Origin of the sequence: Micromonospora sp. NPDC005710 (genome assembly GCF_040630995.1) — a bacterium.
In the GTDB taxonomy this organism is placed as follows: domain Bacteria; phylum Actinomycetota; class Actinomycetes; order Mycobacteriales; family Micromonosporaceae; genus Micromonospora.
In genome coordinates, this window is record NZ_JBEXYP010000009.1 from 85,148 (window position 1) to 109,870 (window position 24,723).

The 24,723-nt window shown below is 71.5% G+C and carries 26 protein-coding genes; 12 read left to right on the forward strand and 14 right to left on the reverse strand.

Annotation, left to right across the window (positions count from 1 at the left end):
• The first annotated feature begins 109 nt into the window (after nucleotides 1-109).
• Nucleotides 110-571, forward strand: coding sequence for an HNH endonuclease (locus ABZ406_RS14755; RefSeq protein WP_357760755.1), 462 nt, complete (start codon nucleotides 110-112; stop codon nucleotides 569-571).
• A 404-nt stretch (nucleotides 572-975) separates the two neighbouring features.
• On the opposite strand, the gene ABZ406_RS14760 is transcribed toward ABZ406_RS14755, so the two are convergent.
• Entirely contained in the window at nucleotides 976-1,914 is a 939-nt protein-coding gene (locus ABZ406_RS14760) for a chlorophyllase (protein ID WP_357760757.1), read from the reverse strand.
• Nucleotides 1,915-1,993: 79 nt separating this feature from the next.
• On the opposite strand from ABZ406_RS14760, the gene ABZ406_RS14765 reads away from it, so the two are divergent.
• From ABZ406_RS14765 to ABZ406_RS14780, 4 genes are all read left to right on the forward strand, one after another.
• Complete coding sequence (locus ABZ406_RS14765; RefSeq protein ID WP_357760760.1) at nucleotides 1,994-2,374, forward strand: MerR family transcriptional regulator; 381 nt, start codon at nucleotides 1,994-1,996, stop codon at nucleotides 2,372-2,374.
• A gap of 391 nt (nucleotides 2,375-2,765) precedes the next feature.
• Nucleotides 2,766-4,454 carry a hypothetical protein gene (locus ABZ406_RS14770; protein WP_357760763.1) on the forward strand — a complete coding sequence of 563 codons (1,689 nt, stop codon included), beginning with the start codon at nucleotides 2,766-2,768 and terminating at the stop codon, nucleotides 4,452-4,454.
• Nucleotides 4,451-4,993, forward strand: a complete 543-nt coding sequence (locus tag ABZ406_RS14775; protein ID WP_357760766.1) for a hypothetical protein — start codon at nucleotides 4,451-4,453, stop codon at nucleotides 4,991-4,993. Before ABZ406_RS14770 ends, ABZ406_RS14775 begins: the two co-directional genes overlap by 4 nt.
• Before the next feature lie 390 nt (nucleotides 4,994-5,383).
• Nucleotides 5,384-6,097 carry a VOC family protein gene (locus ABZ406_RS14780; protein WP_357760768.1) on the forward strand — a complete coding sequence of 238 codons (714 nt, stop codon included), beginning with the start codon at nucleotides 5,384-5,386 and terminating at the stop codon, nucleotides 6,095-6,097.
• A 275-nt stretch (nucleotides 6,098-6,372) separates the two neighbouring features.
• Here ABZ406_RS14780 and ABZ406_RS14785 read toward each other — a convergent pair whose 3' ends face one another.
• Both ABZ406_RS14785 and ABZ406_RS14790 read right to left on the reverse strand, forming a co-directional pair.
• Nucleotides 6,373-7,875 (reverse strand): FAD-dependent monooxygenase, encoded by a 1,503-nt coding sequence (locus ABZ406_RS14785; RefSeq protein WP_357760771.1) that lies wholly within the window; start codon nucleotides 7,873-7,875, stop codon nucleotides 6,373-6,375.
• Nucleotides 7,876-8,071: 196 nt separating this feature from the next.
• Nucleotides 8,072-8,785 (reverse strand): TetR/AcrR family transcriptional regulator, encoded by a 714-nt coding sequence (locus tag ABZ406_RS14790; RefSeq protein WP_357760774.1) that lies wholly within the window; start codon nucleotides 8,783-8,785, stop codon nucleotides 8,072-8,074.
• An 86-nt stretch (nucleotides 8,786-8,871) separates the two neighbouring features.
• Here ABZ406_RS14790 and ABZ406_RS14795 point away from each other — a divergent pair, with 86 nt between their 5' ends.
• Complete coding sequence (locus tag ABZ406_RS14795; RefSeq protein ID WP_357760777.1) at nucleotides 8,872-9,735, forward strand: NAD(P)H-binding protein; 864 nt, start codon at nucleotides 8,872-8,874, stop codon at nucleotides 9,733-9,735.
• 16 nt (nucleotides 9,736-9,751) lie between these two features.
• On the opposite strand, the gene ABZ406_RS14800 is transcribed toward ABZ406_RS14795, so the two are convergent.
• Genes ABZ406_RS14800 through ABZ406_RS14810 form a run of 3 tightly spaced genes read right to left on the reverse strand, consistent with a single transcriptional unit; the run spans nucleotide 9,752 to nucleotide 12,281 of the window.
• Nucleotides 9,752-10,534: an ABC transporter permease gene (locus tag ABZ406_RS14800; protein WP_357760780.1), complete on the reverse strand. Its 783-nt coding sequence runs from the start codon at nucleotides 10,532-10,534 to the stop codon at nucleotides 9,752-9,754.
• Nucleotides 10,535-10,565: 31 nt separating this feature from the next.
• The gene (locus tag ABZ406_RS14805; protein ID WP_357760782.1) at nucleotides 10,566-11,324 is read right to left on the reverse strand and encodes an ABC transporter permease; all 759 of its coding nucleotides are present in this window, start codon (nucleotides 11,322-11,324) and stop codon (nucleotides 10,566-10,568) included.
• 15 nt (nucleotides 11,325-11,339) lie between these two features.
• Nucleotides 11,340-12,281: an ABC transporter ATP-binding protein gene (locus ABZ406_RS14810; RefSeq protein ID WP_357761175.1), complete on the reverse strand. Its 942-nt coding sequence runs from the start codon at nucleotides 12,279-12,281 to the stop codon at nucleotides 11,340-11,342.
• 149 nt (nucleotides 12,282-12,430) lie between these two features.
• Here ABZ406_RS14810 and ABZ406_RS14815 point away from each other — a divergent pair, with 149 nt between their 5' ends.
• Nucleotides 12,431-12,907, forward strand: coding sequence for a hypothetical protein (locus ABZ406_RS14815; protein WP_357760785.1), 477 nt, complete (start codon nucleotides 12,431-12,433; stop codon nucleotides 12,905-12,907).
• 6 nt (nucleotides 12,908-12,913) lie between these two features.
• Here the strand turns inward: ABZ406_RS14815 and ABZ406_RS14820 are convergent, their stop codons facing one another.
• The gene (locus ABZ406_RS14820) at nucleotides 12,914-13,894 is read right to left on the reverse strand and encodes a helix-turn-helix domain-containing protein (RefSeq protein ID WP_357760788.1); all 981 of its coding nucleotides are present in this window, start codon (nucleotides 13,892-13,894) and stop codon (nucleotides 12,914-12,916) included.
• A gap of 106 nt (nucleotides 13,895-14,000) precedes the next feature.
• Here ABZ406_RS14820 and ABZ406_RS14825 point away from each other — a divergent pair, with 106 nt between their 5' ends.
• Nucleotides 14,001-14,576 carry a maleylpyruvate isomerase N-terminal domain-containing protein gene (locus ABZ406_RS14825; RefSeq protein ID WP_357760791.1) on the forward strand — a complete coding sequence of 192 codons (576 nt, stop codon included), beginning with the start codon at nucleotides 14,001-14,003 and terminating at the stop codon, nucleotides 14,574-14,576.
• A gap of 155 nt (nucleotides 14,577-14,731) precedes the next feature.
• On the opposite strand, the gene ABZ406_RS14830 is transcribed toward ABZ406_RS14825, so the two are convergent.
• The 3 genes from ABZ406_RS14830 to ABZ406_RS14840 all read right to left on the reverse strand — a co-directional run bounded on the left by ABZ406_RS14830 (nucleotide 14,732) and on the right by ABZ406_RS14840 (nucleotide 17,214).
• Nucleotides 14,732-16,021 (reverse strand): MFS transporter, encoded by a 1,290-nt coding sequence (locus ABZ406_RS14830; RefSeq protein WP_357760794.1) that lies wholly within the window; start codon nucleotides 16,019-16,021, stop codon nucleotides 14,732-14,734.
• 129 nt (nucleotides 16,022-16,150) lie between these two features.
• Nucleotides 16,151-16,693 carry a GNAT family N-acetyltransferase gene (locus tag ABZ406_RS14835; RefSeq protein WP_357760797.1) on the reverse strand — a complete coding sequence of 181 codons (543 nt, stop codon included), beginning with the start codon at nucleotides 16,691-16,693 and terminating at the stop codon, nucleotides 16,151-16,153.
• 32 nt (nucleotides 16,694-16,725) lie between these two features.
• A complete protein-coding gene (locus tag ABZ406_RS14840; protein ID WP_357760799.1) occupies nucleotides 16,726-17,214 on the reverse strand; it encodes a DUF1992 domain-containing protein in 489 nt (162 codons plus the stop codon).
• A gap of 214 nt (nucleotides 17,215-17,428) precedes the next feature.
• Between ABZ406_RS14840 and ABZ406_RS14845 the strand changes: the two genes are divergently transcribed.
• The gene (locus ABZ406_RS14845) at nucleotides 17,429-18,079 is read left to right on the forward strand and encodes a LysE family translocator (protein WP_357760802.1); all 651 of its coding nucleotides are present in this window, start codon (nucleotides 17,429-17,431) and stop codon (nucleotides 18,077-18,079) included.
• A 9-nt stretch (nucleotides 18,080-18,088) separates the two neighbouring features.
• On the opposite strand, the gene ABZ406_RS14850 is transcribed toward ABZ406_RS14845, so the two are convergent.
• From ABZ406_RS14850 to ABZ406_RS14860, 3 genes are read right to left on the reverse strand one after another with little or no spacing between them, the layout of a single operon-like run.
• Nucleotides 18,089-18,913, reverse strand: a complete 825-nt coding sequence (locus ABZ406_RS14850; protein ID WP_357760804.1) for an SDR family oxidoreductase — start codon at nucleotides 18,911-18,913, stop codon at nucleotides 18,089-18,091.
• Nucleotides 18,910-20,247, reverse strand: a complete 1,338-nt coding sequence (locus ABZ406_RS14855) for an NAD(P)-binding domain-containing protein (protein WP_357760805.1) — start codon at nucleotides 20,245-20,247, stop codon at nucleotides 18,910-18,912. The genes ABZ406_RS14850 and ABZ406_RS14855 overlap by 4 nt, the downstream gene beginning before the upstream one ends.
• 55 nt (nucleotides 20,248-20,302) lie before the next feature.
• On the reverse strand, nucleotides 20,303-20,950 hold the full coding sequence (locus ABZ406_RS14860; RefSeq protein WP_357760808.1) for a TetR/AcrR family transcriptional regulator: 648 nt from the start codon (nucleotides 20,948-20,950) through the stop codon (nucleotides 20,303-20,305).
• A 57-nt stretch (nucleotides 20,951-21,007) separates the two neighbouring features.
• Here ABZ406_RS14860 and ABZ406_RS14865 point away from each other — a divergent pair, with 57 nt between their 5' ends.
• The 3 genes from ABZ406_RS14865 to ABZ406_RS14875 all read left to right on the forward strand — a co-directional run bounded on the left by ABZ406_RS14865 (nucleotide 21,008) and on the right by ABZ406_RS14875 (nucleotide 24,109).
• Nucleotides 21,008-22,357, forward strand: coding sequence for an MFS transporter (locus tag ABZ406_RS14865; RefSeq protein ID WP_357760809.1), 1,350 nt, complete (start codon nucleotides 21,008-21,010; stop codon nucleotides 22,355-22,357).
• A gap of 26 nt (nucleotides 22,358-22,383) precedes the next feature.
• Nucleotides 22,384-23,538 (forward strand): hypothetical protein, encoded by a 1,155-nt coding sequence (locus tag ABZ406_RS14870; RefSeq protein WP_357760812.1) that lies wholly within the window; start codon nucleotides 22,384-22,386, stop codon nucleotides 23,536-23,538.
• A gap of 229 nt (nucleotides 23,539-23,767) precedes the next feature.
• Nucleotides 23,768-24,109 carry an RNA polymerase-binding protein RbpA gene (locus tag ABZ406_RS14875; RefSeq protein ID WP_030489777.1) on the forward strand — a complete coding sequence of 114 codons (342 nt, stop codon included), beginning with the start codon at nucleotides 23,768-23,770 and terminating at the stop codon, nucleotides 24,107-24,109.
• Between the two features lie 72 nt (nucleotides 24,110-24,181).
• Here ABZ406_RS14875 and ABZ406_RS14880 read toward each other — a convergent pair whose 3' ends face one another.
• Entirely contained in the window at nucleotides 24,182-24,697 is a 516-nt protein-coding gene (locus ABZ406_RS14880; protein WP_357760815.1) for an FxsA family protein, read from the reverse strand.
• Between the last annotated feature and the right edge of the window lie 26 nt (nucleotides 24,698-24,723).

Here is a 24,723-nt window from a genome sequence, read left to right on the forward strand (position 1 = left end):
GGCGACGTTACCGCAGCCAGCGTGAGCAACAGCCCTCTGAATACGAGCAGGCAGGACCGCGCGTCAGGCGCGGTTGAACGAAGCCGCAGGACGTGGGTACGGTGACACAGTGCTCTCGGCCGTGAAGGGTCTGTCCCAGTACCACACCGAGGAGTCCTTGCGCGCCTACCTTCTGGGGCGCTCACGCCGTACCGAAGACGGTTGCCTGGTCATCGAAGGCTACGGGCGGCGACGCGGAGTGCACCAGAAAGTCGCCGGCCGAGCGTGGGCACACATCGCCGCGTACGTTGTCTTCGTCGGCCGGTATGACCCCGCCCTCACCGTCGACCAGGTCTGCGGCGCCGCCGACTGCATCGAGCCGACGCACCTGCGTCAGCTCAGTCGTGCCGAGGCCGGCCGCAGCCGAAACCAGGCGGCACAGTGCCGCAACGGCCACGACCGTGAGCTCGACCCGGGTACCGGCCGATACCGTCGGGTCTGCCGGACGTGCAACCGGGAGGCTCAGCGGCGGTGGCGTGAACGCGAGGCCGCCGAGGTGACCCAGGCCCGGGCCGCGTACGGCCGTTTGTAGTCAGCCCTCAGCCCAGGCGTTCCGGTTGGTAGTGGATCACTGCCACGGCACGAACACCATTCGAGGGCTCCTCTACCTCCAGTCGCGGCCGTCATCGGTGCCGCCCCGAGAGGTCACCTGAGCTTCCGGGCCAAGACGCCCGCACCCGCTCATCTCAGGCGCTTACACCAGCGCAAATCCTTATGCACAAGAACTGTCATTATGGTGCATGTACGTTGCGTACCTTTTGTCCAAGCTATTTACAGAATTATCGATAACCACAATCCATTAATCCAATCCTGGGTGGGCTGATCCGAGGCAGGAGGGGGCGTTCGCGTCACGTCGGGCTCTACCACCGCGACGCGAGGCAGAGCACCGCGCATGGCGATCAGCTGCCGCGCGACCATGGGCAGCTCATCTGGGGGTTACTTGGATTCGAGGTGTCCCAGGGAATGGCTGCCCGTGAGGACGGTCTGGGCGGTGCTCCAGTCGGCGGAGTCGATTCCGGTGACGTGGCGCAGATAGGCCAGGGTGACCTCCTGGACGAGGGCGACCCGGTCGGGGTTCTCGTCGGTGGTCTCCGCCGCCTGGTGGCCGGAGATGCCACCGAGGAAGTGCTCGCCGCCGCGGACGGTCAGCAGGCTCTTGTTGCCACGGCTCAGGGTGTAGGGGTCGGTCGTCCAGGCCGGGCCCCGGGTGGTGAGCGGAAGGTCGTCCTTGTCTCCGGCAACGACGAGCCCGGGGGCGGTGATGTGGGAGAAGTCCTGACCGCGTAGCCAGGGAAGGTTGTCGTGGGCGAAGGGGGTCAGTTCGTCGCCGCCCTTGCCCGCGGTGGCCAGCTGGATGCTGGCCATGACCCGGGCGTCGGACAAGTCTTCGGCCACACCGGTCTGCGGGTCGGTGACGCGCAGGCCCACCAGGATGCCTGCGGTCTGGCCGCCGAAGGAGTGCCCGGCGGCGACGACGCGGCGGCGATTCATGCGGCCGGACAGGCCCGGCACGGCCGCCTCCAGGGTGGTGAGTTCGTCAAGGATGCGCCGCATGTCCTGCACGCGGTAGTGCCACAGATGGGGCCGGCGAGGGTCATCGGCGGGAAGGCCGATCCGTTTGGAGTCCAGATGGGTGGTCTGGATCACGATGAAGCCCCCGGATGCCCAGTGCTCGACCAGCGGGGCGTAGCCGTCCAGGTTCGAGCCGAAGCCGTGGGTGAAGAGAACGACGGGCAGGTCGGTGCCGGTGGCGGGGGCGGTGACACGCACGTGCAGGTCTTCACCACGCTGCGGTGCGTCCAACACTAGTGGCGTGACGGACACGGTCGCCGTGAGGGCGGGACCGGAGAGGTCGGTCGCGGGGTACGTGGTCATGAGAGCTACCGTAAAAGTTGACGTTGACGTGAAAGGCAAGGGCGCGTGACGCGCCGCACATGGAGGGAGACGAGGCGGAATGCGCATCGGTGAACTGGCACGCCGCACCGGTGTCACCACCCGGGCCCTGCGCTACTACGAGGAACAGAACCTGCTCACCGCCGAGCGCAGCGGCAGCGGGCAGCGCCACTACGGGGACGATGCCGTCGATCGGATCCACCTCATCCGCCAGTTGTACGCGGCGGGACTGAGCAGCAAGACCGTCGCCGAACTGACGCCCTGCGTCCTCGACGGCAAGGCCACCCCTGAACTCCTCCAGCGCTTGGCCGCCGAACGTGACCGCCTCGACCAGCGCGTCGCGGACCTCATCCGGGCCCGGGGCAGGCTCGACTCCGTCATCAATGGCGCCTCATCCAACATGCGCACCGGCGCCCCCTGTGCGAGGAATGCCGAGGCATAGACACGGCAGGCGTCAAGGAAACCGACGGCGCCCCTGCGGGCATGCCGCGAGGGGTCGGCACGGGCCGGGCGCGCCGCCGACGGTGCGGCAGAGCCGGGTGCGCCCGACCGCACGATGACCTCGATCGCCAAGTTGCTCGGCGTCCCCAGCAGCACCCTCTGTACCGCGCTGCCCGAGCCGAAAACTGGGCAAGCGCGACCGAGCTGGACGGCGTCCTCACCCGGTCGTCGCCGGACTCCCGGCTTGACCGCCGACGGTCCGCCTACATTGACTTCCGGCGATAGAGTAGTTCCCGCGAACGGGGGTTCACATGTCAGAAGTAGGTCCTGCCTTGCCGCCACCACCGCCACCTGCGCAACAGCCGGGGCCGGTCTGGTGGCAGCGGCCCGCAGTGCTCGTCGCTGGCATCGTCGCGCTGCTGGTGCTCGCCGGAGCCGGTGGGCTCGTGGTCTGGCAGGTCACGAAGAACGACAAGCCACCAACCACGCGCGAGCAGTTCCGCGCGGCGGTGGCCGCGATGGGTGCCGCCGAGGCCGTCCGCCTGCTGGGCGCACCGATCGGCGGCGCGAGCACCGACCTGACCGTCCTCAAAGGAGGACAAGCGACGGGTACGGTCAGCCTGGGTGGATTGAAGATCGACGTGTTACGCGTCGACGAACGTACCTACGTCAAGATGCCCGCGACGATGCTGCCCGGCGGCGATCAGGGTGATCTCGCCAACCGGTGGATCACCGGCGGCGCCGGGACGACCGCGCTGGTCGCCGGGGCCGTGACCACTCCGGCCGCGCTCGGCAAGCAACTTGCGGACGCGGTCGAGCAGACCAGTTCCTTCCCGGCCGTCACCGACACGGTCGACGACGACAGGACCCGCGCCTGGCGCGCCACGACGCCGGCCGGTGTGCTGACCGTCAGCGTCGACAGCCCGCATCGGGTGCTGCGCCTCGTACCCGCCGTTACGGCTCCCAGCATTCCAGCGCTGCCCAGCATCCCGTCCCTGCCGAGCTTCCCGTCGCTGCCCGACCTGACCGGTGGTGCCCTGCATGCCAACCTGGCACCGCCACGCCGCGCGCCGGCCGCCCTCGGCGCGCTGACTTTCCCCGCGCCCGATGTGGAAAAGACGTACGGGACGCTGATCGACAATGCTCGGCAGCTCACCGACGCGATCGACACCAGCTACCGGTTCGATCTCAAGGGCAAGGCGTCGTTCCGTGGCTGTGGGCCCAGCTCCTGCACCGTCGCCCAGACGGTGACCAACACGTTCAGCAGCAAGGATGTCGAGAAACCGAGCTCGATCACCGTCGACGTCACGGTAACGATGACGGGCGACGGCCGTCCGGTCGGCGGGTGCAAGACGGCACGTACCGTGAAGGTCAACGCGACCGCCGCGCTCAGCTGCACCAACGTCTCCCCCGCCTGGAGCGCGTTCTACGTACGCGCCCGCGCGACGCGCGGCACGCACATTTACGCCGCGCAGGTCCGGGTCATGGCGAAAGCCACCACCAAGGCCACGGTCGACAAGAGCATCGAGCAGCTGCGAAAGCTGCTGGAGCTCTACCGGTCACAGCAGGAGAACCAGCCGAAGCCGTCCGCGCAACCTTCGACAAGCAGCAACACCAACAAGTGCGACCAGGTCAACCGCACCGCCGAGCTCGCCCGGGCGCGCACCAAGGGCGACAACGTCGCGAAGGCCTACAGCCGCCCGAAATATCAGGGCCTCAACCAGACCATCGCCATCCTCGTCGTCTGCGTCGTCAAGGACGGCAGCCTGTACGACTACGCGGCCACGGGCGGAGTGGCGATGCAGCTCGCGCAGGCATCGGTGGCCCAACCGGCGCGCGTCGTGCCCAAGGTGGGCTCCGAGCACGCCGAGCCCGCGGCCATCGCCCGCGCCAAGGCCGACGCCGTGGCGAACCCGTTGAGCCCGATCGCCATTTACTCGACCAACCCCTTCTGCCGGGAGGGATCGGCCGACTGCCTCGACATGGTCCAGCAGGAGCCCGGCTCGCAGACCGTCGGTCCGCAGGGGCGGGAGAGACTGTCACGCTCGGCGATCTTCAACCCGGGTATCGTGTGGCCGTGACCAGCCTGCTGTCCATCCGCAATGAGCTCTACGAGCGGGCCGGCCGGCTGTCACCAGCGGCGCAGCGGGTGCTGTCGGTCGCGGTCGCGCAGCGGTCCCTGGCACTGCTGCGCCAGTCGGCGGAGCGCGACGAGGTGCGGCGGCCGGTGGCCGATCTTGCCCCAGAAGGGCTGGCGGTCGCGTGGGCGGTGTGCGCCGGAGCTCCGGCCGGCAGTGACGTGGCCGACCGACTGCGGGCCTATGGGCCTGCCGGTCCCGGCGATCCGATCCTGTTCGACGACCAATCCGTGCTGGCGTTCGTGCAGGACCTGCCCGATCTGATCGACGAGCCCGGCCTTTATCTAGGCGGCGTCGCGGACCTCATGTTCAGCCGAAATATGGGTGACTTTCCCGAGCGGCCGTACGGCTCGGGCGAGTTGCTCGAGGTCGCGGCTCAGGCGTTCGAGATCGAGTTGCTGGAACGGGAGCCGGTGACGCCGGAGCTGATCGAGCGCATCCGCGAACACGCGACCGCCGTCGGTGAAGCCTTGGCCGGTTGACGATCATCACGGTGTACGGGGTCGCCTGACCGGACGAAGCACGCCGGCGGAAACAGCCGGCGCCGACGTGTGCGGCGTCTTCCCGGGTGAGCAGGGCGACGGGCGGATCCTGGACGAGGCGTCGGCGGTTGTTCCGCTCGTTGTCCCACGCCCGCATCTGTGCGCGTCGAGGCGGCGCAGGTAGGCCAGGTTCTTCAACTCGGCCCTCACCGGTACGACCCGCCCTCGCCGCGGTGAAGGTATCCCGCCGGGCGGCCGTCGGAGGTGATGGCCGGTGGAGGTCGCTGGGGGGCAGCGCAGCTCGCGCTGCATCGGCCGTTCAGTCGTCTGTGGCCGACGATCGGCCATTTCCATGTGCGTGTGCGTGTTCACGGCGGCTACGAAGTACGGGTGACCAACGAGGTAACCGTTCCCCTGCTGCCCTGCGCGTCCATCGACGACATCGTCGCCTTCTACGAGGTGCTCGGTTTCCACACCACGTACCAGCAGCGCAAGCCCAACCCATGCGTGGGTTTGCAACGTGCGGATCTACATCTGCAGTTCTTCGAGATCGCGGGGTTCGATCCGGCGCAGTCCTACGGATCGTGTCTCGTGCTGACCTCGGACACGGGGCAGCTGTACCGGGCTTTCGCGGCGGGAATGCGCGCTGCGTACGGCAAGGTGTTGGTCTCCGGGACGCCACGGATGACCCGGCCCCGAGCGCGAAAGAACGCCGACGGGATGAGCGGCTTCAGCGTCATCGATCCGGGCGGCAACTGGATCCGCGTCTTCCAGAACGCCCCGGTCTCCCCCGCGCCGGCACCGACCGGGCGGCTGGGCAGGGCGATGGCGAACGCCGTCGTGCAGTCCGACTCCCGAGGGGACGCCCGGCAGGCCGCTCGAATTCTTGACAGTGCGCTGATCCATTCCGATGCGGATGACGACCCGGTCGCGTTGGTGGAGGTGCTCGTGTACCGCGCTGAGGTCGCGATGGTCCTGAACGATCCGGCCACGGCGATCGAGATGCTCGCCCGTGTTGATCGTGTCGCGTTGAGCGCGGACCAAGCCACACGGGCTACGGCTGCCTATGAGGCCGCCAGCGACATTGCGGCAGCGCTGTCCTAGGTGTCGCATCCGGCCGACACCGCGCCGCGTCGGGCGAACGGAGTCTCGTCCACGTGCCTCCGGTCAGGGTCGGAGCCAGCGATCGAACCAGGCGCGGGTCCGGCGCAGGACGTCGAGGGCAACGAGGGGCCGTGGAGCAGCGGGATCCCGTGTTCGTCGTGGGTGTGCCGCGCGTCGCTGCCGTCGGGCGGGGGGCACAGCCGGGCAGGGATCCGCCCGCTCGGCCATGCCCCCGCCAATGCCTCACTCCGACTGCGAGGCCACCGGCCCTGGAATCAGGTGGCGGGTCTGCCGAACCAGCGGGAGAGATGGTCGTCGAGATCGCGCTGGTCGTCGCCGATCCAGGCGACGTGACCGTCAGGGCGGAGCAGGACGGCCGGAAGGTCGAGTGCCGCAGTCGGGTCCGCGAGATGGTCGACGCGGTCCGACCAGCCGCCGACGGTGAGGCGTTCGGTGCGGTCCAGCAGCAGGCCCCGGCCGCGGTGCAGCAGGCCGTAGAGGTGGCCCTGGTGCACGTCGATGTCGGGCAGGCGACGGCCGAGCAGGTCGGGGCCGGCGCCGAGGTCGTACCGGACGCCGATGGCGGTGATCTTTTCGAGCAGGTGGAGGTTCACCTCGTCGAACTCCATCAACTCGGTGAGCAGCCTGCGCACTGCCTGTGCGCCCGGTTCGGTGGACAGCAGCTCCGTCTGGGCTCGGGTGTTGTCCAGGACATCCTCGGCGACCGGACGGCGTTCGGCCTGGTAGGTGTCCAGGAGGGACTCCGGCGCCCAGCCGCGGATTCGTGCTGCCAGTTTCCAGCCGAGGTTGAACGCGTCCTGAACGCCGAGGTTGAGGCCCTGTCCGCCGATGGGCGGATGGATGTGCGCCGCGTCGCCGGCCAGCAGCACCCGACCGACCCGGTAACTGTCGGCCAGCCGCATGGCATCGCCGAAGCGGGACAACCAACGCGGCGAATGTACGCCGAAGTCGGTTCCGGCGATGGTACGCAACTCGCGTCGGAAATCTTCGAGGGTGGGCGGTTCGGTGCGGTCGCTGAGGCCGGCGGCGGGTACCAGGACGCTGTAGACCCCGACTCCTGACGGCCGGAGCCAGAAGCCTTGACGGGTCTCGCGGATCGCGGCCACCGTGGCGGCGATCTCCTCCTGCGCGACGCCCACCTCCATCTCGCCCATCAGACTTTCGGTCCGGGCGGGCTCGCCGGGAAAGCCGACGCCGAGCAGCTTGCGTACCGTGCTGCGCCCACCGTCACAGCCGACGAGGTAGCGCGACCGCACCTGCTCTCCGTCGGCCAGTTCGACCGACACCCCCTCGTCGTCCTGTGCGAACCCGACGACCGAGCGACCGCGCCGGACCTGCACGCCCAGTTCGACGGCGTGCTCCTCGAGCAGCCGTTCGATGACCGGCTGCCGGATACCCAGCAGGTAGGCGTACCGGGGATCCAGGCCCTTGGGCGCGGGCTTGGCAATGGCGGCGAAGTAGGCGCCGGCCGGACGCTGCCGCCCGTGCGGGAGGATGCGGTCCAGCAGCCCGCGCATCGCCATCAGTTCCAGGGTACGGATGTGCAGGCCGACGATGCGGGCGGCCGACGGCGGCTCGGTTTCCTTCTCCAGTACGAGTACCCGTACGTCGTGCAGCCGCAGCTCGGCGGCGAGCATCGCACCTGTCGGCCCGCAGCCGACGATGATCACGTCGTACGGGCGCGGTGCGGGATCGCCACCGGCCGACGATGATGGGCCGTTCGAGGACGACTGGGAGGTGAATGGCGCGGGGTGCATGGGTGTTGCCTCTCGGGAGTGCCGTGTGGGCAGGGCGCTCCCGGCGACACCTACGTCAATCGCCCGACCGTGACGGCAGGGAGGAGCACCCACATCGCTGCAACGTTCATGGGTGTCACCTCCTCGGGCGGCGTCGCGGTCACCGGCAAGATATCTCCCCCAGCCAGCTCCGTCGACTGATTTCCGCGCCGGGTGATCAGCGTGTCGGGTGGGCCAGTGATCGGTGGAGCCACTCGGTCATCAGCGCGCGCTCGGCGTCGGTGAGGCCCGGCAGGTCGGGTAGCACCGTCGCGAAGGTCACCGCGACCGCGCTCGTGGTGGTGTCGGGCGTGGCGGGTGCGGTCGCCAGGATGCTGGTGAGTACGGCGTCGAGCATGGCCTCGCCCAGGGCGGGGTCGCGCTGGTCTTCGGGCATTGCGAGCAGGGTGAGGATGGTGCCGTTGCCCGCGGAGTGGATCATCAGGAGCGCGCGCTGTTCGTCGACCCGGAGGAGGCCGGCGGCGGCGAGTCGCCGCACACGTCGACGGAGTACGTCGAGGCCGGCGACGGTTGCCGGCGAGGGTGCGCGGCTCCCCCGCGCGGCGAGCAACGCGTACAACTCGGGGTTTGTCAGACCGAACTCCACGTGCGTGCGCCACCCGGAGCGCAGGTCGTCGACCGGGTCGCCGGTCGCGCGGTCCGTGGCTGCCGACTTGCCGCTGACGTAGGTGGTCATCACGTGCTCGGCGACGGCGTCGATGAGGCCGTCCTTGTCGCCGAAGAGGCGATAGATGGTCGGTGCCTGAACGCCTGCGACCTGGGCGACGGCTCGCGTGGTCACCGCGTTCGCGCCCTTCTCCCGCAGCAGTTGCGTCGCTGCCGCGACGATGCCGGAGCGAACGTCGTCGCGGGTGTCCTGCGTCGTCACCATGAACCGATGCTAACAGTGCCTTGTTATCCGTGAAATATCAGTGATAACGTCGCTGACGTAACACCGATATCAAGGGAGTGTTCATCATGATCGTCGTCACCGGTGCCACTGGTCAGCTCGGGTCCCAGATCGTCGACCGGCTGCTCGACCGGCTGCCACCCGACGCCGTGGGCGTCAGCGTCCGCGATGTCGACAGGGCCAGCGGCCTTGCCGAGCGCGGTGTGCGGGTGCGCGCCGGCGACTTCACCGACCCGGCGACGCTCGGGCACGCCTTCGAGGGCGCCGACAAGGTCCTCGTCGTCTCCGCCGCCATCCGCGGCCCCGGCGCGCTCGCCGCCAACCGCGCAGCCATCGACGCCGCAGGCGCCGCCGGCGCCAAACGAATCCTGTACACCAGCCACCAGGCAGCCTCCCGAGACTCGCTGTTCGCCGCCCAGCCCACGCATGCCGCGACCGAGGAGCACCTGGCCGGGCTGGGGCTGCCCTTCACCGCCCTGCGCAACGGGTTCTACGCGAGCACGCTCAGCTTCTCCATCGGTGCGGCGCTGGAAACCGGGCACCTCGTGGCGCCGGCGGACGGCCCGGTGTCCTGGACCGCGCACGCCGACCTGGCCGAGGCTGCCGCCGTCGCCCTCACCGAGGAGGGTCTGCTCGACGGGATCACGGCACCGCTGACCGCAGCGGAGATGCTCGACCTCGAAGAGGTGGCCGCCATCCTCAGCGACATCACGGGCCGCACCGTCGAACGTGTCGTCGTCGACGACGACGAGTGGCGGGCGTCCGCGATCGAGCGGGGCATGCCCGCGGCGGCGGCCGACTTCACTCTCGGGATGTACCGAGCGGCGCGAGAGGGAGAGTTCGCCGTGAGCGACCCGACGCTGGAGACCGTCATCGGTCACCGCCCGACATCGGTCCGCTCGGTGCTCGAAGCCATCGTCGCCCGGCGGTGACGCGCCCGCGAGGCGGTCAGCGCAGCATCGCCCGGGTCATCCGACGGGTGGCGACGTACATCGCGATCGAGCCGAACGCGAGGAGATAGGCCACCGGGATCAGCAGGTCCCAGCTCAGGCGGCCCAGCGCGGGTTCCCGCACCAGTTCGATGCTGTGGTAGAGCGGCAGCGCCTGGATCAGGGGCCGCACCGCCTCCGGGTAGACCGACAGGGGATAGAACGTCGTCGCGAACAGGTACATCGGCAGCATGAAGAGCTGGATGTACTGGAAGTCGGGAAAGTCGCGCAGGTACGTCGTGACGGCCAGGCCGCCGGCGGCGAACGCGTACGAGATCAGCAGCGACGCCGGCAGGGCCAGCAGCACCCAGGCCGACGTGACCAGCCCACCGACGGTCATCAGGGCGAGGAATCCGATCGACGTCAACAACGCGTTGATCATCGCGCTGGTCACCTCGCCGACGGCGATGTCGGTGACGGAGAGCGGTGTCGGCAGGATCGCCTCGTAGGTCTTCTCGACCCTCATCCGGATGAAGACGCCGAAGCTGGTCTGGTTGAACGCCGTGTTCATCGCCGTTGTCGCCAGGATCGCCGGTGCCACGTAGGCGGCGTACGGGACGTCGACACCGGGGACGGTGCCGACGAGCATCCCCACGCCGACGCCGATCGACAGCAGGTACAGGACCGGTTCGACAAGAGCGTTGAGCAGCGGAGTGACCGACCGGCGGTAGATCATGAAGTTGCGTTCGATGAGCGCCAGGGCCCGGCGCCTGGTCCAGTCCGGTACGGCGACGGTGGTCATGGTGTCTCCCTCGGGCGCGGGGCGTGGGCCGTCACGGGTGCAACCGCCGGCGGTAGGTGACCCGGGCGACCAGGAAGCCGCCGATGGCGAGCACCAGCAGGTAGCCGATGTGGACGGAGCTGCCGGTGAGCGTCGCCGTGCCGAGGCTGAGCGTGCGGCACAGTTCCACCCCGTGCCAGAGCGGCAGCAGGTACGACACCGGCCGGATCCACTCGGGTAGCTGCGAGACAGCGAAGAACGTGCCGGAGAACATGTAGAGCGGCATGATGACGAAGCGGAACACCGAGTCGATCTGGCGCATCTTGCGGACGCCGACCGCCCACGCGGCGGCGGGTGCCGCGAACGCGACCCCGGTGAGCGTCGCGCCGAGCAGGGCGCCGAGCGCCCACCATCCCCCGATCAAGCCGAATGCGGCCATCACCACGATGAACGCGCCGCTGGCGATGAGCACCCGGAAGGTGATGAAGAGCAGGTGCCCGGCGGCGAGCTGTTCCGGCCTCAGCGGCGTCGGTGTGGCACTGCGGTACGCCCCGAAGCCCGCAGCCCGGGCGACCCCGCCGGCCCCCTCCAGGAACGCGTTCTGCATCGCGGCGGCGGCCAGCATGCCCGGGGCGAAGAACGCCGCGTAGGAGACGCCGGCGATCTGGGCCGGCGCGTTGTCGTCGACGAGGGCGCCCAGCCCGGCGCCGATACCGATGAGGAACAGCAACGGGTTCAACACGTTGATGACGATCGAGCCCCGCCAGGTACGCCGGTAGCGCGTCAACCAGTAGCCGAATACATGAAACACAGGTGCTCTCTCCTGCTACTCGATGAGCGATCGGCCGGTGAGCTTGAGGAACACGTCCTCCAAGGTCGCGCGGCGGACCAGTGCGGTGAGCGGCGTGAGCGACATGGCGTGCACAGTGGCGAGGGCGGCCTCGCCGTCGGCGGTGTAGACGAGCACCCGGTCGGGGAGCAGTTCCACACGGCCCTCGGCGTCGGTGCCGCCGGTGGCCAGCGCCGACGTCCGCAGCTTCTCCGCCGCGGTGTCACGTTCGTCGAGGCGGAAGCGGAGTTCGAGGACCTCGCGGGTGGCGTACCTGGTGATCAGTTCCCGGGGTGAGCCCTGCGCGACGATGCGGCCGTGGTCGACCACGATGAGCCGGTCGCAGAGCTGCTCGGCCTCGTCCATGTAGTGCGTGGTGAGGATGAGCGTGACGCCCTGCTGTTTGAGCTGGAAGAGCCGGTCCCACAGGATGTGTCGGGCCTGCGGGTCGAGGCCGGTGGTCGGCTCGTCGAGAAGCAGGATGTCCGGTTCGTTGATCAGGGAGCGGGCGATGGTCAACCGCCGCCGCATGCCGCCGGAGAGGGTTTCGACCTGGTCGCCGGCCTTCTCCTGGAGCTGGGCGAAGTCGAGCAGCCGGGTCGCGCGGTCCCGGATGACGGCCCTCGGCAGGCCGAAGTACCGCCCGTAGATGTGCAGGTTCTCCCGGACGGTGAGCTCGTTGTCCAGGTGGTCGTCCTGCGTGACGACGCCGAGGCGGGCGCGGATGTCCGGCCCCTGTGTCCTCGGGTCCATGCCCAGCACGCGCAGGCTGCCGCCGCTGATCGGCGACGTGGCGCCGATCATCCGCATGGTGGTCGACTTGCCGGCGCCGTTGGGGCCGAGGAGTCCGAAGGACTCCCCGCGTTCGACAGTGAAGTCGATGCCGTCGACCGCGCGGTACTCCGCTGTGGACCCACGCGGTGGATAGACCTTGGTCAGATCCCGTGCCTCGACCAGCGGATGCTCGCTCACCCCGGCAGCCTAGAGAAAATCGACAGTGGAATGCAAGATTTGAGCAGAAGCGTGAAATTCATTGACACGGCCCCGGGTTTGACCCTCGACCCGGTCGAGGCCCGACCATCGACGGCATGACCGACCAGACGACCGCCGACCCGACCATGACCCGCATCATCGAGGCCGTCCAGCTCGGCCAGAGCGGAGCACCGGCCCGAGCCCGCGAGCTGCTCACCGCGTTGTGGGACGAACTCGGCCCCGACGGTGACGCCCTGCACCGCTGCGCCCTGGCGCACCACCTCGCCGACCTGCAGGACACCACCGAGGCGGAACTGGGCTGGGACGAGCGAGCCCTGGCCGCCGTGGCCGACCTGACCGACGCGCGCGCCCAGGAATACCTGCCCTCGCTCCAGGTGCAGGCGTTCCTGCCGTCGCTGTACCTCAACCTGGCCGACTGCCACCGACGCCTGGGCAACGTGCGCCCGGCCCGGGAGCACCTCGCCCGGGCCCGCGAACACCTGACACGGCTCCCCGACGACCCGTACGGCGAGAGCATTCGCGTCGCTGTCCGCGACTTCGTCGCCGACGATCCCACCGACCGCCGTCGGTAGCGGGGGTCAGCGCTTGCGGTGCGCGGCGGCCGCCTGGTACTCCTGCGGTGAACATCCGTAGCGGGCACGGAACAGACGGCTGAAGTGGGCCCCGTCCGGAAAACCCCACCGGGCGCCGACGGCCTGAACCGGCTGCCGCAGCAGCGGGTTGCCCAGATCACGCCGGCACCGCTCCAGTCGCTTGGCGCGGATGAGCGCGGCGACCGTGGTCGCCTCCGCTTCGAACAGGCGGTGCAGCGACCGCAGCGAGATGTGGTGGACGGCGGCGACGCTGGAAGGGCTCAGCTCGTCACTGTCGAGGTGGCGGTCGATGAAATCCACGACGCGGGCCCGCAGCGCGGTGTTCCGGGCCTCGGGTGACAGGGTGTCCTCGACGTCGAGGAACTGGGCGAGCGCGGCGGTCAGCAGGTCAACCGCCACCGTGCCCAGGATCTCGGCCTGGGCGGGTTCGAACTGCTCCGGGTGGGCCGCGATGCTCCGCAGATGGTTCACCATCAACCCACCCACACCGAGGTGCGACGGGATCGGCGTGGCCAGCAGGCGGCGGAGCCGGTCCGGTGCCAGCGGCAGCGCCGCGTGCGGTATCTGCACCGTGATCGTGGTGGCCAGGTCGGGGCCGTCCGCGCGGTGCCGGGCGACGTGCGGCCGTGCGGTGTCCAGGAGCGTGAACTGATTCGACGCTTCCAGCGCGGACTCGGTGCGGTCCTGGATCAGGGTGCTGCGACCCGTCAGTGGAAGCGCGAGCTGGTAGACGTCCCCCTCCGCCCGGCGGACCAGGTTCGTGGGTCGGATCGAGTCCAGCGACGGGTAGCGCAGCGAGGTCATCCGAATGCGGCCGAGATCGATGGCCTGCGCGTACGCGACGAAGTTGTCCAGGTGGCCGCTGCTGATGTGCGCGGGCGCCGTCTCCTGGGCGACCAGGGCGTGCCAGAACGCGAACCTGTCCGCCGGGGGTAATACCGTCGTGTCCACCACCAGGTTGGGCAACAATCCGCTCGCCTCCGCGCCTATGCGAGGATGGATTCTTGCATGCCTCGATGCTTGCCACCCCGGCCGTAACTCCCTCGCCCGCTGCTACCTGGTCGGTGGGCGAATGTCGGCGGTGACCGGCGCCGACCTGTGGGAGGCGGCCGAGGAGATGACCCGGGTGCTGCTGCCACACCGGGCGCGTGACTGGTCGGTACCGGCCGGCTCGCTGACCTGGAGCTGCTGGACCACCGGGGCGCACGTGGCGCACGACCTCCTCGCGTACGCGGGCCAGGTCACCGGCCGCCCGGATGACCGTTACCTGCCGTTCGACCTGCGGGTCTGCGCGGACGCGAGCCCGACGCAGGTGCTCACCGTGGTGCGGGCCTGCGCCGGCCTGCTCGCCACCGCCGTCGACGCCGCCCCGCCGGACACGCGGGCCTGGCACTTCGGCCCGTGCGATCCGGCCGGTTTCGCGGCCATGGGCGTGGCGGAGACCCTGCTGCACACCCACGACATCACCAGTGGCCTCGGTGTGCCGTGGCAGGCACCGCAGCGGCTGAGCGCGTTGGTGTTGCGACGGCTCTTCCCGGACGCCCCGACCGGGGCGGCACCCGAGGTGCTGCTCTGGATGACCGGTCGCGGTGAGCTTCCCGGCCGGGCACGGCGCACCTCCTGGGTCTGGCGGGCCGCAGTCGACTGATCCGCACCGTCCTCGAGGGTGGGTGGGTGGTCGCCGGCCAGGCGACCACCCGTTGGAGCGCCCCGGTCAGGTCCAGCTGATTCCACGGTTGCGAACGCTGCCCATGCCCCACTCCTCTCCCCCTTTGATGGCGGCCCCGTGCCCGCCAACTGACCTCAGCGTCGGCCACCGCCTGCTTCGACGGTAGGGACGTCGGCGTTCGGAGTCGTTCGGGCTTGTTCGGCCGGAGACTCGAACGTCTCCGGTGCACGGCTCTGACGCCGCGGCCAGAGCGGCGCGAGGGCGAGAACCGCCACCGCGCCCGACAAGCCGCTGAACCCGATCACCGTGGTGGCCGGCCACCTGTCGGCGGCCAGACCCGCCAGGACCATCGCCGCCCCCTGCAGCCCACTGAGACCCGTGATGGCCACCCCGAACGCGCGTCCCCGGTAAGGCCCCGGCACCGCCCTTCCGAACAGCGCATTCAGGGGGATGGCGAAGGCACTCGCGGCCCCGGCCAGCGCCAACAGCAGAAGCATCATCCACAGCGGAGGGACGAGCCAGGTCACCGTCAGCACCCCGGCCGACGTCGCGGCCAACGGCAGGACGAGCCGTGGCCGGGTCGCCGGTGGACAGAACCGGGTGAGCGCCACCCCGCCGAGGGCCATCCCCAACGGCGCCGCCGCCAGCAACAGCCCGACGGTGCCGGGGCCACCGCCGTACTGTCGGGCCAGCGGTGCCATCAACCCCTCGGCCGCGTACGTGAACGCGCTCGCCGTCCAGAGGACCAGAACGTAGGACCGTAGCCGGGCATCGGCGAAGACCACCCGCAACCCGACCACCCGGCCCTGCCCGGTCGGGTTCGACGGCCCTCGCCGGGCGGGACGGGACCGCACGCCGATCCCAATCAGGACGGCGGAGGCCAGGAAGGTGCCGGCGTCCACCAGCAGGGCACCGCGCAGCGACAGCAACGCCACCAGAGTTCCCCCGACGGCGAACCCGACCACCTGCACGACCTGGGCGCTGATGTTGTCCACGCCGTTTGCCACCGCGTAGCGGTCGCCGTCGAGCACCTCCGGCATCAGCGCCGCCCGTGCGGCCACGAACGGTGGCCGCATCAGGTTGACCACGAAGAGGAGCACCACCAGGGCCGGCGCGGGGAGGGCCGGCAGCGCCGCCAGCGGGATGAGCGCCGCGCGACCCAGGTCGCAGGCGATCATCACGCGTCGCCGGGGGAACCGGTCGGCGAGACCGGACAACAGCGGTCCGCCCGTGAGCCAGGCCAGGTAGGAGCTGGCGTAGGCGGCCGCCGCCAGCGCGGCCGAGCCGGTCTCGTTGAAGACGAGATACGCCACCGTCACGGCCGTGAGCTGGTCACCGGCCAGGGACAGCAGGTACGCGCCGAACAGGTGGCGGTACTCGCGCACCGCGAAGACCTCGGCGTACGTCGCGGCGCGCTCGGTCACCTCGCCCCCGTCCCGCGCCGGCGGTGGTCCGGGCGCGTGGCCCAGACCGTATCCGCGTTCGCGCCGCCGAGGCCGGGAGCAGGCGTTCGGACCTGTTCGGTTCCGTTCGCGACAGGTGCGGGCGGACGGCTAGCCGGCGTCGAGCGCGTGGCGGTGGCCGTCGAGCGGGAAGGGCGGCCGGGCCGGCAGGGTCTCCTGGAACACGAAGCCGCACTTCTGCGCCACCCGGCAGGACGCCACGTTGTCCACCTGGTGCAGCAGGTCGAGACGCGTCACCTCGGGGAACCGGTCGAACGCCCAACGGCTCAGCGCGGTGACCGCGCGTGAGGCGACGCCACGCCCCCGTGCCCACGACGCCGTCCAGTAGCCGACCTCCGGCGCCGGGCGCTGCGGCGTGACCCCCTTGAGCACCACGTTGCCCACCAGCCGGCGACCGTCGGCCTGTTCGTCGAGGACGGCGAAGGTGTACCGCCGGCCGTCGGCCCAGTCGCGCTGTGCGCCGTCCAGCCACCGCCGGGCCTCGGCGAGGCTGGTCACCGGCGCTATGGTCCAGCGGCGTAACACCGGGTCCCGGTACGCGGCCACCATGTCGTCCAGGTCGTCGGCGCACCACTGTCGCAGCGCGACAGCCGGGGCCGAGGGCGTGTCGGGTGACCGGGGTCCGCCAAGCATCGGCACAGTGTGCCGTGGTCGTGGCTTCGGGATCAGCCCCGTCGGCGCCACCACCGCCACCAGCTGCGACCGGGCCGGCGCGACGGTGTCGCGGCGGTCGCCGGTTCGGTGGCGGTCGCCGTGACAGCGGGCCGGGCTCGTTGGGCGCGCCACCGGCGGACCACGTCCTCGGTGTTCACCGGGCGCACCGCGATCCGGGGGCCGTCGTCGGGGAAACGCAGCCAGGCCACGATCTGCACGTTCAACTGCCCCACGAAGTCACGGACGGACTGTTCGGTGGGCAGGTCCCGCACCTCGTCGGGGACCTGCTCGACGCGTCGGCGCAGTTGCAGCGACGTGGGTAGGAGCAGGTCACTGGGGAGTGCCTCACGCTCCAGGAAGCTCTTGATCCACCACGACTCGTCGTACGGCGCCCCACGACCGGGGATCGGCCTGCCCATGCCGGGCAGGTCGTCGAACTCGCCGCGCTCGGCGGCGTCCCGGATCTTCGCCTCCACTGACGCTTCCCACGCTCCGCTCACCCTGCGGCACCTCCCCTGGCCACCGTAACGCGCCGCGTCCGCCGGGCGACACGCACTTGTCAGTGGTCAGCGCGCCCGCGACGGTGAGCATTCCCGCCGGGCGCTGCCAGGCACATCACCCCGCATCGCAGGCCACGGCCCGTCAGGTGGCCCTGGGCCGGGACGTTCGTCCTGCTTACGGTCAGTGTGGGGTCTGTCGAACGGGGGGAACGTCGTGGTGAGTACCGGTGCACTGCTGGGGATCGCGCTGGTGGCGTTGGGGCTGGTGCTCACACCCGGCCCGAACATGGTCTACCTGGTGTCGCGCTCGGTGGCGCAGGGCCGCCGGGCCGGGCTGATCTCGCTGCTCGGGGTGGCCGCCGGCTTCGGCGTCTACCTGGCGGCGGCGGTCGCCGGCCTGGCCACGGTCTTCGTCCTGGTGCCGACGCTGTACGCGGTGGTGAAGCTGGCCGGTGCCGGCTACCTGCTCTGGCTGGCGTGGCGGACGCTGCGCCCGGGTGGACACTCACCGTTCAGGCCCACCCCGATGCCGCCGGACCCACCCCGGCGGCTGTTCATCATGGGTCTGGTCACCAACCTGCTGAACCCGAAGATCGCGATTCTGTACGTGTCGCTGCTACCGCAGTTCATCGACCCGACCCGTGGGCACCTGGCGACGCAGAGCCTGCTGCTCGGGCTGACCCAGATCGTTGTCGCGCTGAGCGTGAACACGCTCATCGTGCTCAGCGCCGGCGCGCTGGCCGGGTTCTTCGCCCGCCGGCCGGTGTGGCTGCGGGTGCAGCGGTGGGTGACCGGCACCGCGCTCGCGGCGCTGGCCGTCCGCATCGCCGCCGACCGCTCGCGTGCGGCCGTCGCCGCGCCCTGACCCCGGCGGTCACCGCCCCCGGTGGCGGTCGACCATCCCGGCGGCCAGCGGCGCGCCGTCCAGGTCACCGGCGGCGAGCCGGGCGGCCAGGGTACGGCGGACCATCCGGTCGGCCAGCGCTGGCGCGTGCCGGCCGACTGCCATCTCCAGCCGGCCGCGGGCGGTGGTCGCCACGTCACGGGGCGCCCGCCGGGCGGTGGCGGCCCGCAGGATCGCCGCGACCACCCCTTCGACCGGCTCGGGGCGGGACACCCCCCGCAGGGACAGCCCGGCCTCGGCGGTGCTGTCGTGGATCGGCGAGGCGACCATGCTCGGGTAGACGACGCTCACCCCGACGTGGGTGCCCACCTCGTGGCGCAGCGCGTCGGCGTACGCGACAAGGGCCCGCTTGCTCACCCCGTATGCGGCGGCGAGCGGGAGCGGTAGCACCGCCATCCGGCTGGCCACGAAGATCACCCGTCCGCGTGCGGCGAGAAGCGGGGGCAGGGCGGCGGCGGTGGTGCGCCAGGCGGCGAGGAGGTTGACCTCCAGTTGCCGGTGGACCACCCCGTCGGGCGGCAGCTCGGCCGGCGCGGGACCACCGACCCCGGCGTTGTTGATCAGCAGGTCGAGCCCGCCGAGCCGGTCGATCGCGGCCCGCACCGCCGCCGGTACCGCGTCCGGGTCGGTCAGGTCGCAGCCGAGCACCGGCACGTCGTCGTCGGGGCGGGCGTGCAGGTCGAGCCCCACCACCCGGGCGCCGGCCGCGCTCAGCGCGCCGCCGAGGTGGCGGCCGAACGTCCCGCTCGCCCCGGTGACCAGCACCCGCCGACCAGCCAGGGACCTACCGCTCATTGGGGCGTCCCGACCGGGGACGCCGCGGCGGAGCGGGCGCGGCGGGTTCCGGCGGTCAACTCCCGGGCCAGTTCGGCCAGGTAGACGTCGAAGTCCACCCGCATCGCCGGACGGCGCTGACCCCAGCGGGCGGTCGCCGCCCGCAGTTCGGCCCGGCACACGGCGCGCTGTCGCTGCGGGTCCGGCAGCGCGTACCGGCCGGCGAGGTGCGCGGCGATCAGCTTGGCCTGCGCCTCGACCAGGGGGAACGCGGAACCGGTGGACTGCATCAACCCGACGAAGCTCAACCCGGGGGCGTCGGGGTGGAACACGTGCCGGTACAACGGCAGCGTGTCGGCGCCCCCAGCGAGCAGCGCCGGGTCGAGGAACGGGACGTCCACCCGGTAGCCGGTGCACCAGATGATCAGGTCGACGCTGTCGGTGCGGCCGTCGGTGAACTCCACCCGGTCGCCGTGCAGGGCGGCGACTCCGGGTCGGGCCTCGACGTCACCGTGGGTCAGCCGTGACAGCAACCCGTCGGAGAGCGTCGGATGGTCCTGGAGGAAGCCGTGCGTCGGCGCGGGCAGCCCGTAGCGGGCGGGGTTGCCGACCGTGGTGCTCAGCATCGTCTGGCTGATGCGCTGGCGCAGCCGCCACGGCAGTCGGCGGGCCAGCGCCCCGTTGAGGGTGTCCGAGGGGCGTCCCAGCAGGTACTTCGGCACCACCCAGACGCCCCGGCGCAGCGACAGCAGGGTGCGGCTTGCGGTGTACGACGCGTCCACGGCGATGTCCATCGCGGAGTTGCCGCCGCCGACGACGAGGACCCGCCGGCCGGCCAACTGCTCCGGGCCCCGGTAGTCGTGGCTGTGGATCTGCTCGACGGTGGCGCCGGGGTACCCGGGGTCCGGCAGCCGGGGCACCCGGTTGTGCCCGTTGGCGACGACCACGGCGTCGACGGTGACCTCGACCGGGCCGCTCGGGCCGCTGGCGGTCACCGTCCAGGTGCCGGTGGGGTTCCGGGTGACCCGTTCGACGGTGTGGCGCAGCCGGATGGCGTCGGTCAGCCCGAAGCGGGTGGCGTAGTCGGCGAGGTAGCCGGCGACGCGTCGGTGGTCGGGGTAGTCGGGCCAGTCGGTGGGCATCGGGTGGTCGGCGAACTGGGTGCGTCCACGGCTGGTGTTGAGGTGCAGCGTGCGGTACGCGGGAGAGTCGGGTGCCCCGTACACCCAGAGGCCGCCGACCTGCTCGGCGGCCTCGAAGCCGACGGTCGCCACGTCGGCGTCGCGCAGTGCCTTGACCGCGGCGAGCCCGGCGGCGCCGGCCCCGATCACCGCCACCTGCTGTGGTACGCCCATTGCCGCCCCCATTAATCCAACGTCCGATGGATAATCGTCGCGCGGCGGCGGCCCGTCAAGGGGTGGGTGCTCCGTACAGCCCGTCGAGCAGGCGATGCACGAACGCCCGGAACTCGCGCCGTTCGCGGGCGCCGGGAGCACCGGCTGCCAACGCCACCACGTGCCCGTGCGTCGCCCACACCAGACTCCGTACGGTGATGTGCGGGGTCGGCTCGGCCAGCGCCCCGGCCGCCGCGGCGGTGGCGAGCAACTCCGCGACCAGCCGGTACAACGGGTCGGCGTAGCGCTGGTCCAACTCGGCGTGCCGCTGCGGTTCCAGCCAGCGGCGCAGCCACAGCGCGGTGGTCTCGGGGCGGTCCTCCAGGAAGTCGACGAAGACGTCGACCAACCCGTGCAACGCCCGCCGCGCGGCGTCGGGGCCCGCGTCGACGGCGGCACGGGCCTGCTCGGCGGCCTCGGTCAACACGTCCCGCTCGGCGGCGAACACCCGGGCGAAGCACGCGTCGTACAGCGCTGCCTTCGTACCCGTGTGGTGCGCGACGGTGGCGACGTCGACCCCGGCGGCGGCGGCGACCTCCCGCAGCCCGACGGCGTCGAAGCCCCGCTCGGCGAACAGCGCGGTCGCCGCGGTGAGCACCACCTCGCGGGTCGGCCGGGTCTCGTCGCGGCGGGGCCGGCCCGGGCGGCGGCGGGGCATGGTCATGACCGTCATTCTGCCCCTAGAATCCAGCGACCGTTGGATTGCGGAGAGGATGCGGCGATGACCGGGCTGGACCGGCGGCCCGCGGCCGCCACTGAGACGACACTTGCGCGCGGCCCTCTGGCGGGCTTCGCCGCCGGCTCGCTCGGCATGGGCGTCTGGGTGACGGTGCCCGGCCTGCTGCTGCTCTACTTCCTCACCGACGTGCTGGCCGTCGCGCCGTGGCTGGCCGGCCTCACCCTGCTGCTGCCGAAGATCGCCGACGTGCTGCTGCACCCCTGGGTGGGCCACCGCGCCGACGTCGAACAGACCCGACGCGGAGACCGCCGTCGCCTGCTGCTGCTCGGCTGCGCCCTGCCGGTGGCGTTCGCGGCGCTCTTCGCCGTGCCCGGCGGCCTGACCGGCGCGCCGGCGGCCGGCTGGGTGGCGGTGTTCTTCGTCGCCGGCAACCTGCTCTTCGCCGCCTACCAGGTCCCCTACCTGGCCACCCCGGCCGACCTGCGGATCGGCTACCACGAACGCACCCGGCTGATGGCCTTCCGGATGGTGGTGCTGACCCTGGGCATCCTGGTGTCCGGGCTGCTCGCCCCGCTGCTCACCGGCGGTGACGCCGCGACGCGCGGCGGCTACCAGCGGATGGGTGTGGTCCTCGCCGTGGGGATGCTGGTGGCCATGCTCGTCGGCGTCGTCGGCGTCGCCCGACTGCGCGCCCGCGCGCCGGCCGACACCGCGGCCGGGCACGGCGGGTGGCGGGCGTTGCGCACGGCTCTGCGCGACAGGCAGTTCCGGTGGCTGGTCGCCGCGTACCTGGCGATGTCCACCACCACCCATCTGGTACTCGCCGGGGTGCCCTACTACGCCGAGTACGAGCTGCGCGCGCCCGGCCTGACCACTGTGCTGGTGGCCGCGTTCGTGGCGCCGGCGCTGCTGGTCACCCCGGCCTGGCTGGTGGTGGCGCGCCGCGTCGGCAAGCAGCGGGCGCTGCTCGGGGCGCAGGGCGCGTTCGCCCTCGGCTCGCTGGTGCTGGCGGTGGGCCGCCCGGCCGGGTTGCCGGTGCTGGTCGCCGCGGTGGCGGTGCTCGGGGTGGCGTTCGCCGGCATGCAGTTGCTGCCGTTCTCGATGCTTCCCGACGTGATCCACGCCGCCGACAGCACCGGGGCCGGCACCTACACCGGGGTGTGGACGGCCACCGAGGCCACCGGCGCGGCGCTGGGCCCGTACGCGTACGCGCTGTGCCTGACGGTGGGTGGTTTCGTGGCCTCGACGGCCGGTGAGTCGCCGGTGCAGCCGGACGCCGCGCTCGCCGCGGTCCGCTACGGCTTCGGGGTGCTGCCGGCGGTGGCGATGGTAGCGGCGGTGCTGCTGCAACGCCGCTACACCCTGGACGCGACGGCCCGGGCGACGACCTGAACGGGCAGCACTAGACTTCGCCCTCGATGGACGCCCAGCCCAGCACCACCGAGACCCGCCCCTGCGCCCACTGTGGAGCACCGGTGCCGCAGCGCGTCGGCGCGGGCCGGCCGTTTCGCTACTGCCGCGACAACGACGGCGCCTGCCAGCGTGCCTCCCGCAACAGCCGGATGCGGCACCGCAACGCCCCCGGTCTGCCCGGGCAGGTGGCCCGCACCTGGGAGGCGGTGGACCGGCTCGACCAGATCGTCGAGACGTTGACCGAGTCGCTGCACGCCGAGCTGTCCCCGGTGGGTGTGCAGCGGCAACTCGCCCAGGCCCGCGCGGAGGCCGCCGCCGAGATCGCGGCCGCGCAGACCGAACGCGACGAGGCCCGCGACGACGCCGAGGCCGCGGTGGCCGACGCGGCCCGCGCCCGCGAGCAGGCCCGTGACGCCCGTGCCGAGGCCGACGACGCCCGTCAGCGTGCCGAACAGGCCAACCGGCAGGCCGCCACCGACGACGAACGCGCGCGGCACGCCGAGGCCGCCCGCGACCGGGCACGCCACGACGCCAGCGCCGCGGAGGCGCTGCGCGCCCAGGCCGAACGGGACCGGGACCAGGCCCGCGCCGAGGTGCGGGACCTGCGCACCCAACGCGACGCCGAACGGCAGCGGGTGACCGACCTGAGCGGGGAACGCGACGCGCTGCGCGGCGAGGCCGAACGGGCCACCCGGGCCGCCGCCGAGGCGACCGAACGGGCCGGGCGGTGGCAGGCCGAGGTGCAGGACGTGCGGCGGCAGATCGAGCAGTCCCGCGCCGACGCGGCGCGCACCCGCGCGGAGGCCGCCGACGCCGCCCGGGCGCGGGAGCAGGCCGACCGGGCCCGGGACCGCGCCGAGGTCGCCGCCCGGCAGGCCGACGAGGCCCGGCAGGAGGCCGCGGAGCTGGCCGCGCGGCTGCGCGCGGAGGGGGCCGCCCTGTCCGCCCAGCGCGACACGCTCACCGCCGAGCTGACAGCGGCCCGCCAGGCCGCGGCGACCGCCGAGGGCCAGCGCACCGCCCTGACGGTACGACTCGACGCCGCCGAGACCGACCGGGACCTGGCCCAGCGGCGGGTGGCGCAGCTCGGCGACCAGGTCAGTGACCTGGCGCTGGCACTGGCCCGCCTCGGCGCCGCCACTCCCACCGACGCCACCTGACGCGCGGGGCGCAACCTTCGGTAGACTTGAGCGGTTAACCACCCCGGTGGCAGCGGACACACCGTTGTCCCGACCCGCCTGGGGATCACCTCACCGGGTGCCCGTCCCGGCCGGCTACCCTTGGTCCCGGCCCACCCGTGGACGCCTCACGCCCTCGGGCGGGAATGGCGCGACGGGGACGCACCGTTACACCCAGAAGACCAGCACCACGAACGAGGGGAAGTCGATCATGGGCGAGCGTATGCTGCGCGGAAGCCGCCTTGGCGCGGTGAGCTACGAATCCGACCGCAACACGGAGCTCGCGCCGCGTCAGACCCGCGAGTACCTCTGCGCCAAGGGCCACCAGTTCGAGGTGCCGTTCGCCGTCGACGCCGAGGTCCCGATGACCTGGGAATGCAAGTTCGACGGCAGCGTCGCCCGACTCGTCGACGGCAACGAGCCGGAGCAGAAGAAGGCCAAGCCGCCGCGTACCCACTGGGACATGCTTCTGGAGCGGCGCTCGATCGCCGAGCTGGAAGACATCCTCGAGGAGCGGCTGCAGGAGGTTCGGACCCGGCGCGGTCGCGCCTGATCCGCACGACACGACGACGACGCCCCCGGGGAATCCCCCGGGGGCGTCGTCGTGTCGGTGAATGGCCCGGTGTCAGTGCCGGGGCTCGACGATCTCACCCTCGATGGCCCGACCACCGTCGACCACCACCGGCTGTTGCGGCTGCGAGGTCGGTTGCGGCGCACCCTGGCGCACCCGCACCGTCCGAGGCCCGAACAGGTCACCGGCGACCATCGACGACACCCGTCGCTCGGTGCCACGACGCACCCCGGCGCGGGCCAGCCGACGCACCGGCGGCACCAGCAGCAGCAACCCGACCAGCCCACTGACCAGGCCGGGCACCGCCAGCAACAACGCGCCCGCCAACCCGACCAGCCCGTCGGTCACCTGCCCACCCGGGGGCTGCCCGGCCGCCGCCGCGGCGCGGAACCCCCGCCAGGCGCGCATCCCCTCACGGCGCAGCAGCACCAACCCCAGCAGGGACGCGGCGAACACCAGCAACACCGCCGCCCCGAACCCCAGCGCCCGTCCCACACCGACGAACACCGCCAGCTCCAGCACCACCGCCAGCAACAGGGCCAACGGTACGAACCTCAGTCCTCGGCGCATCTCACCTCATCGCCATTCCTGCCGAC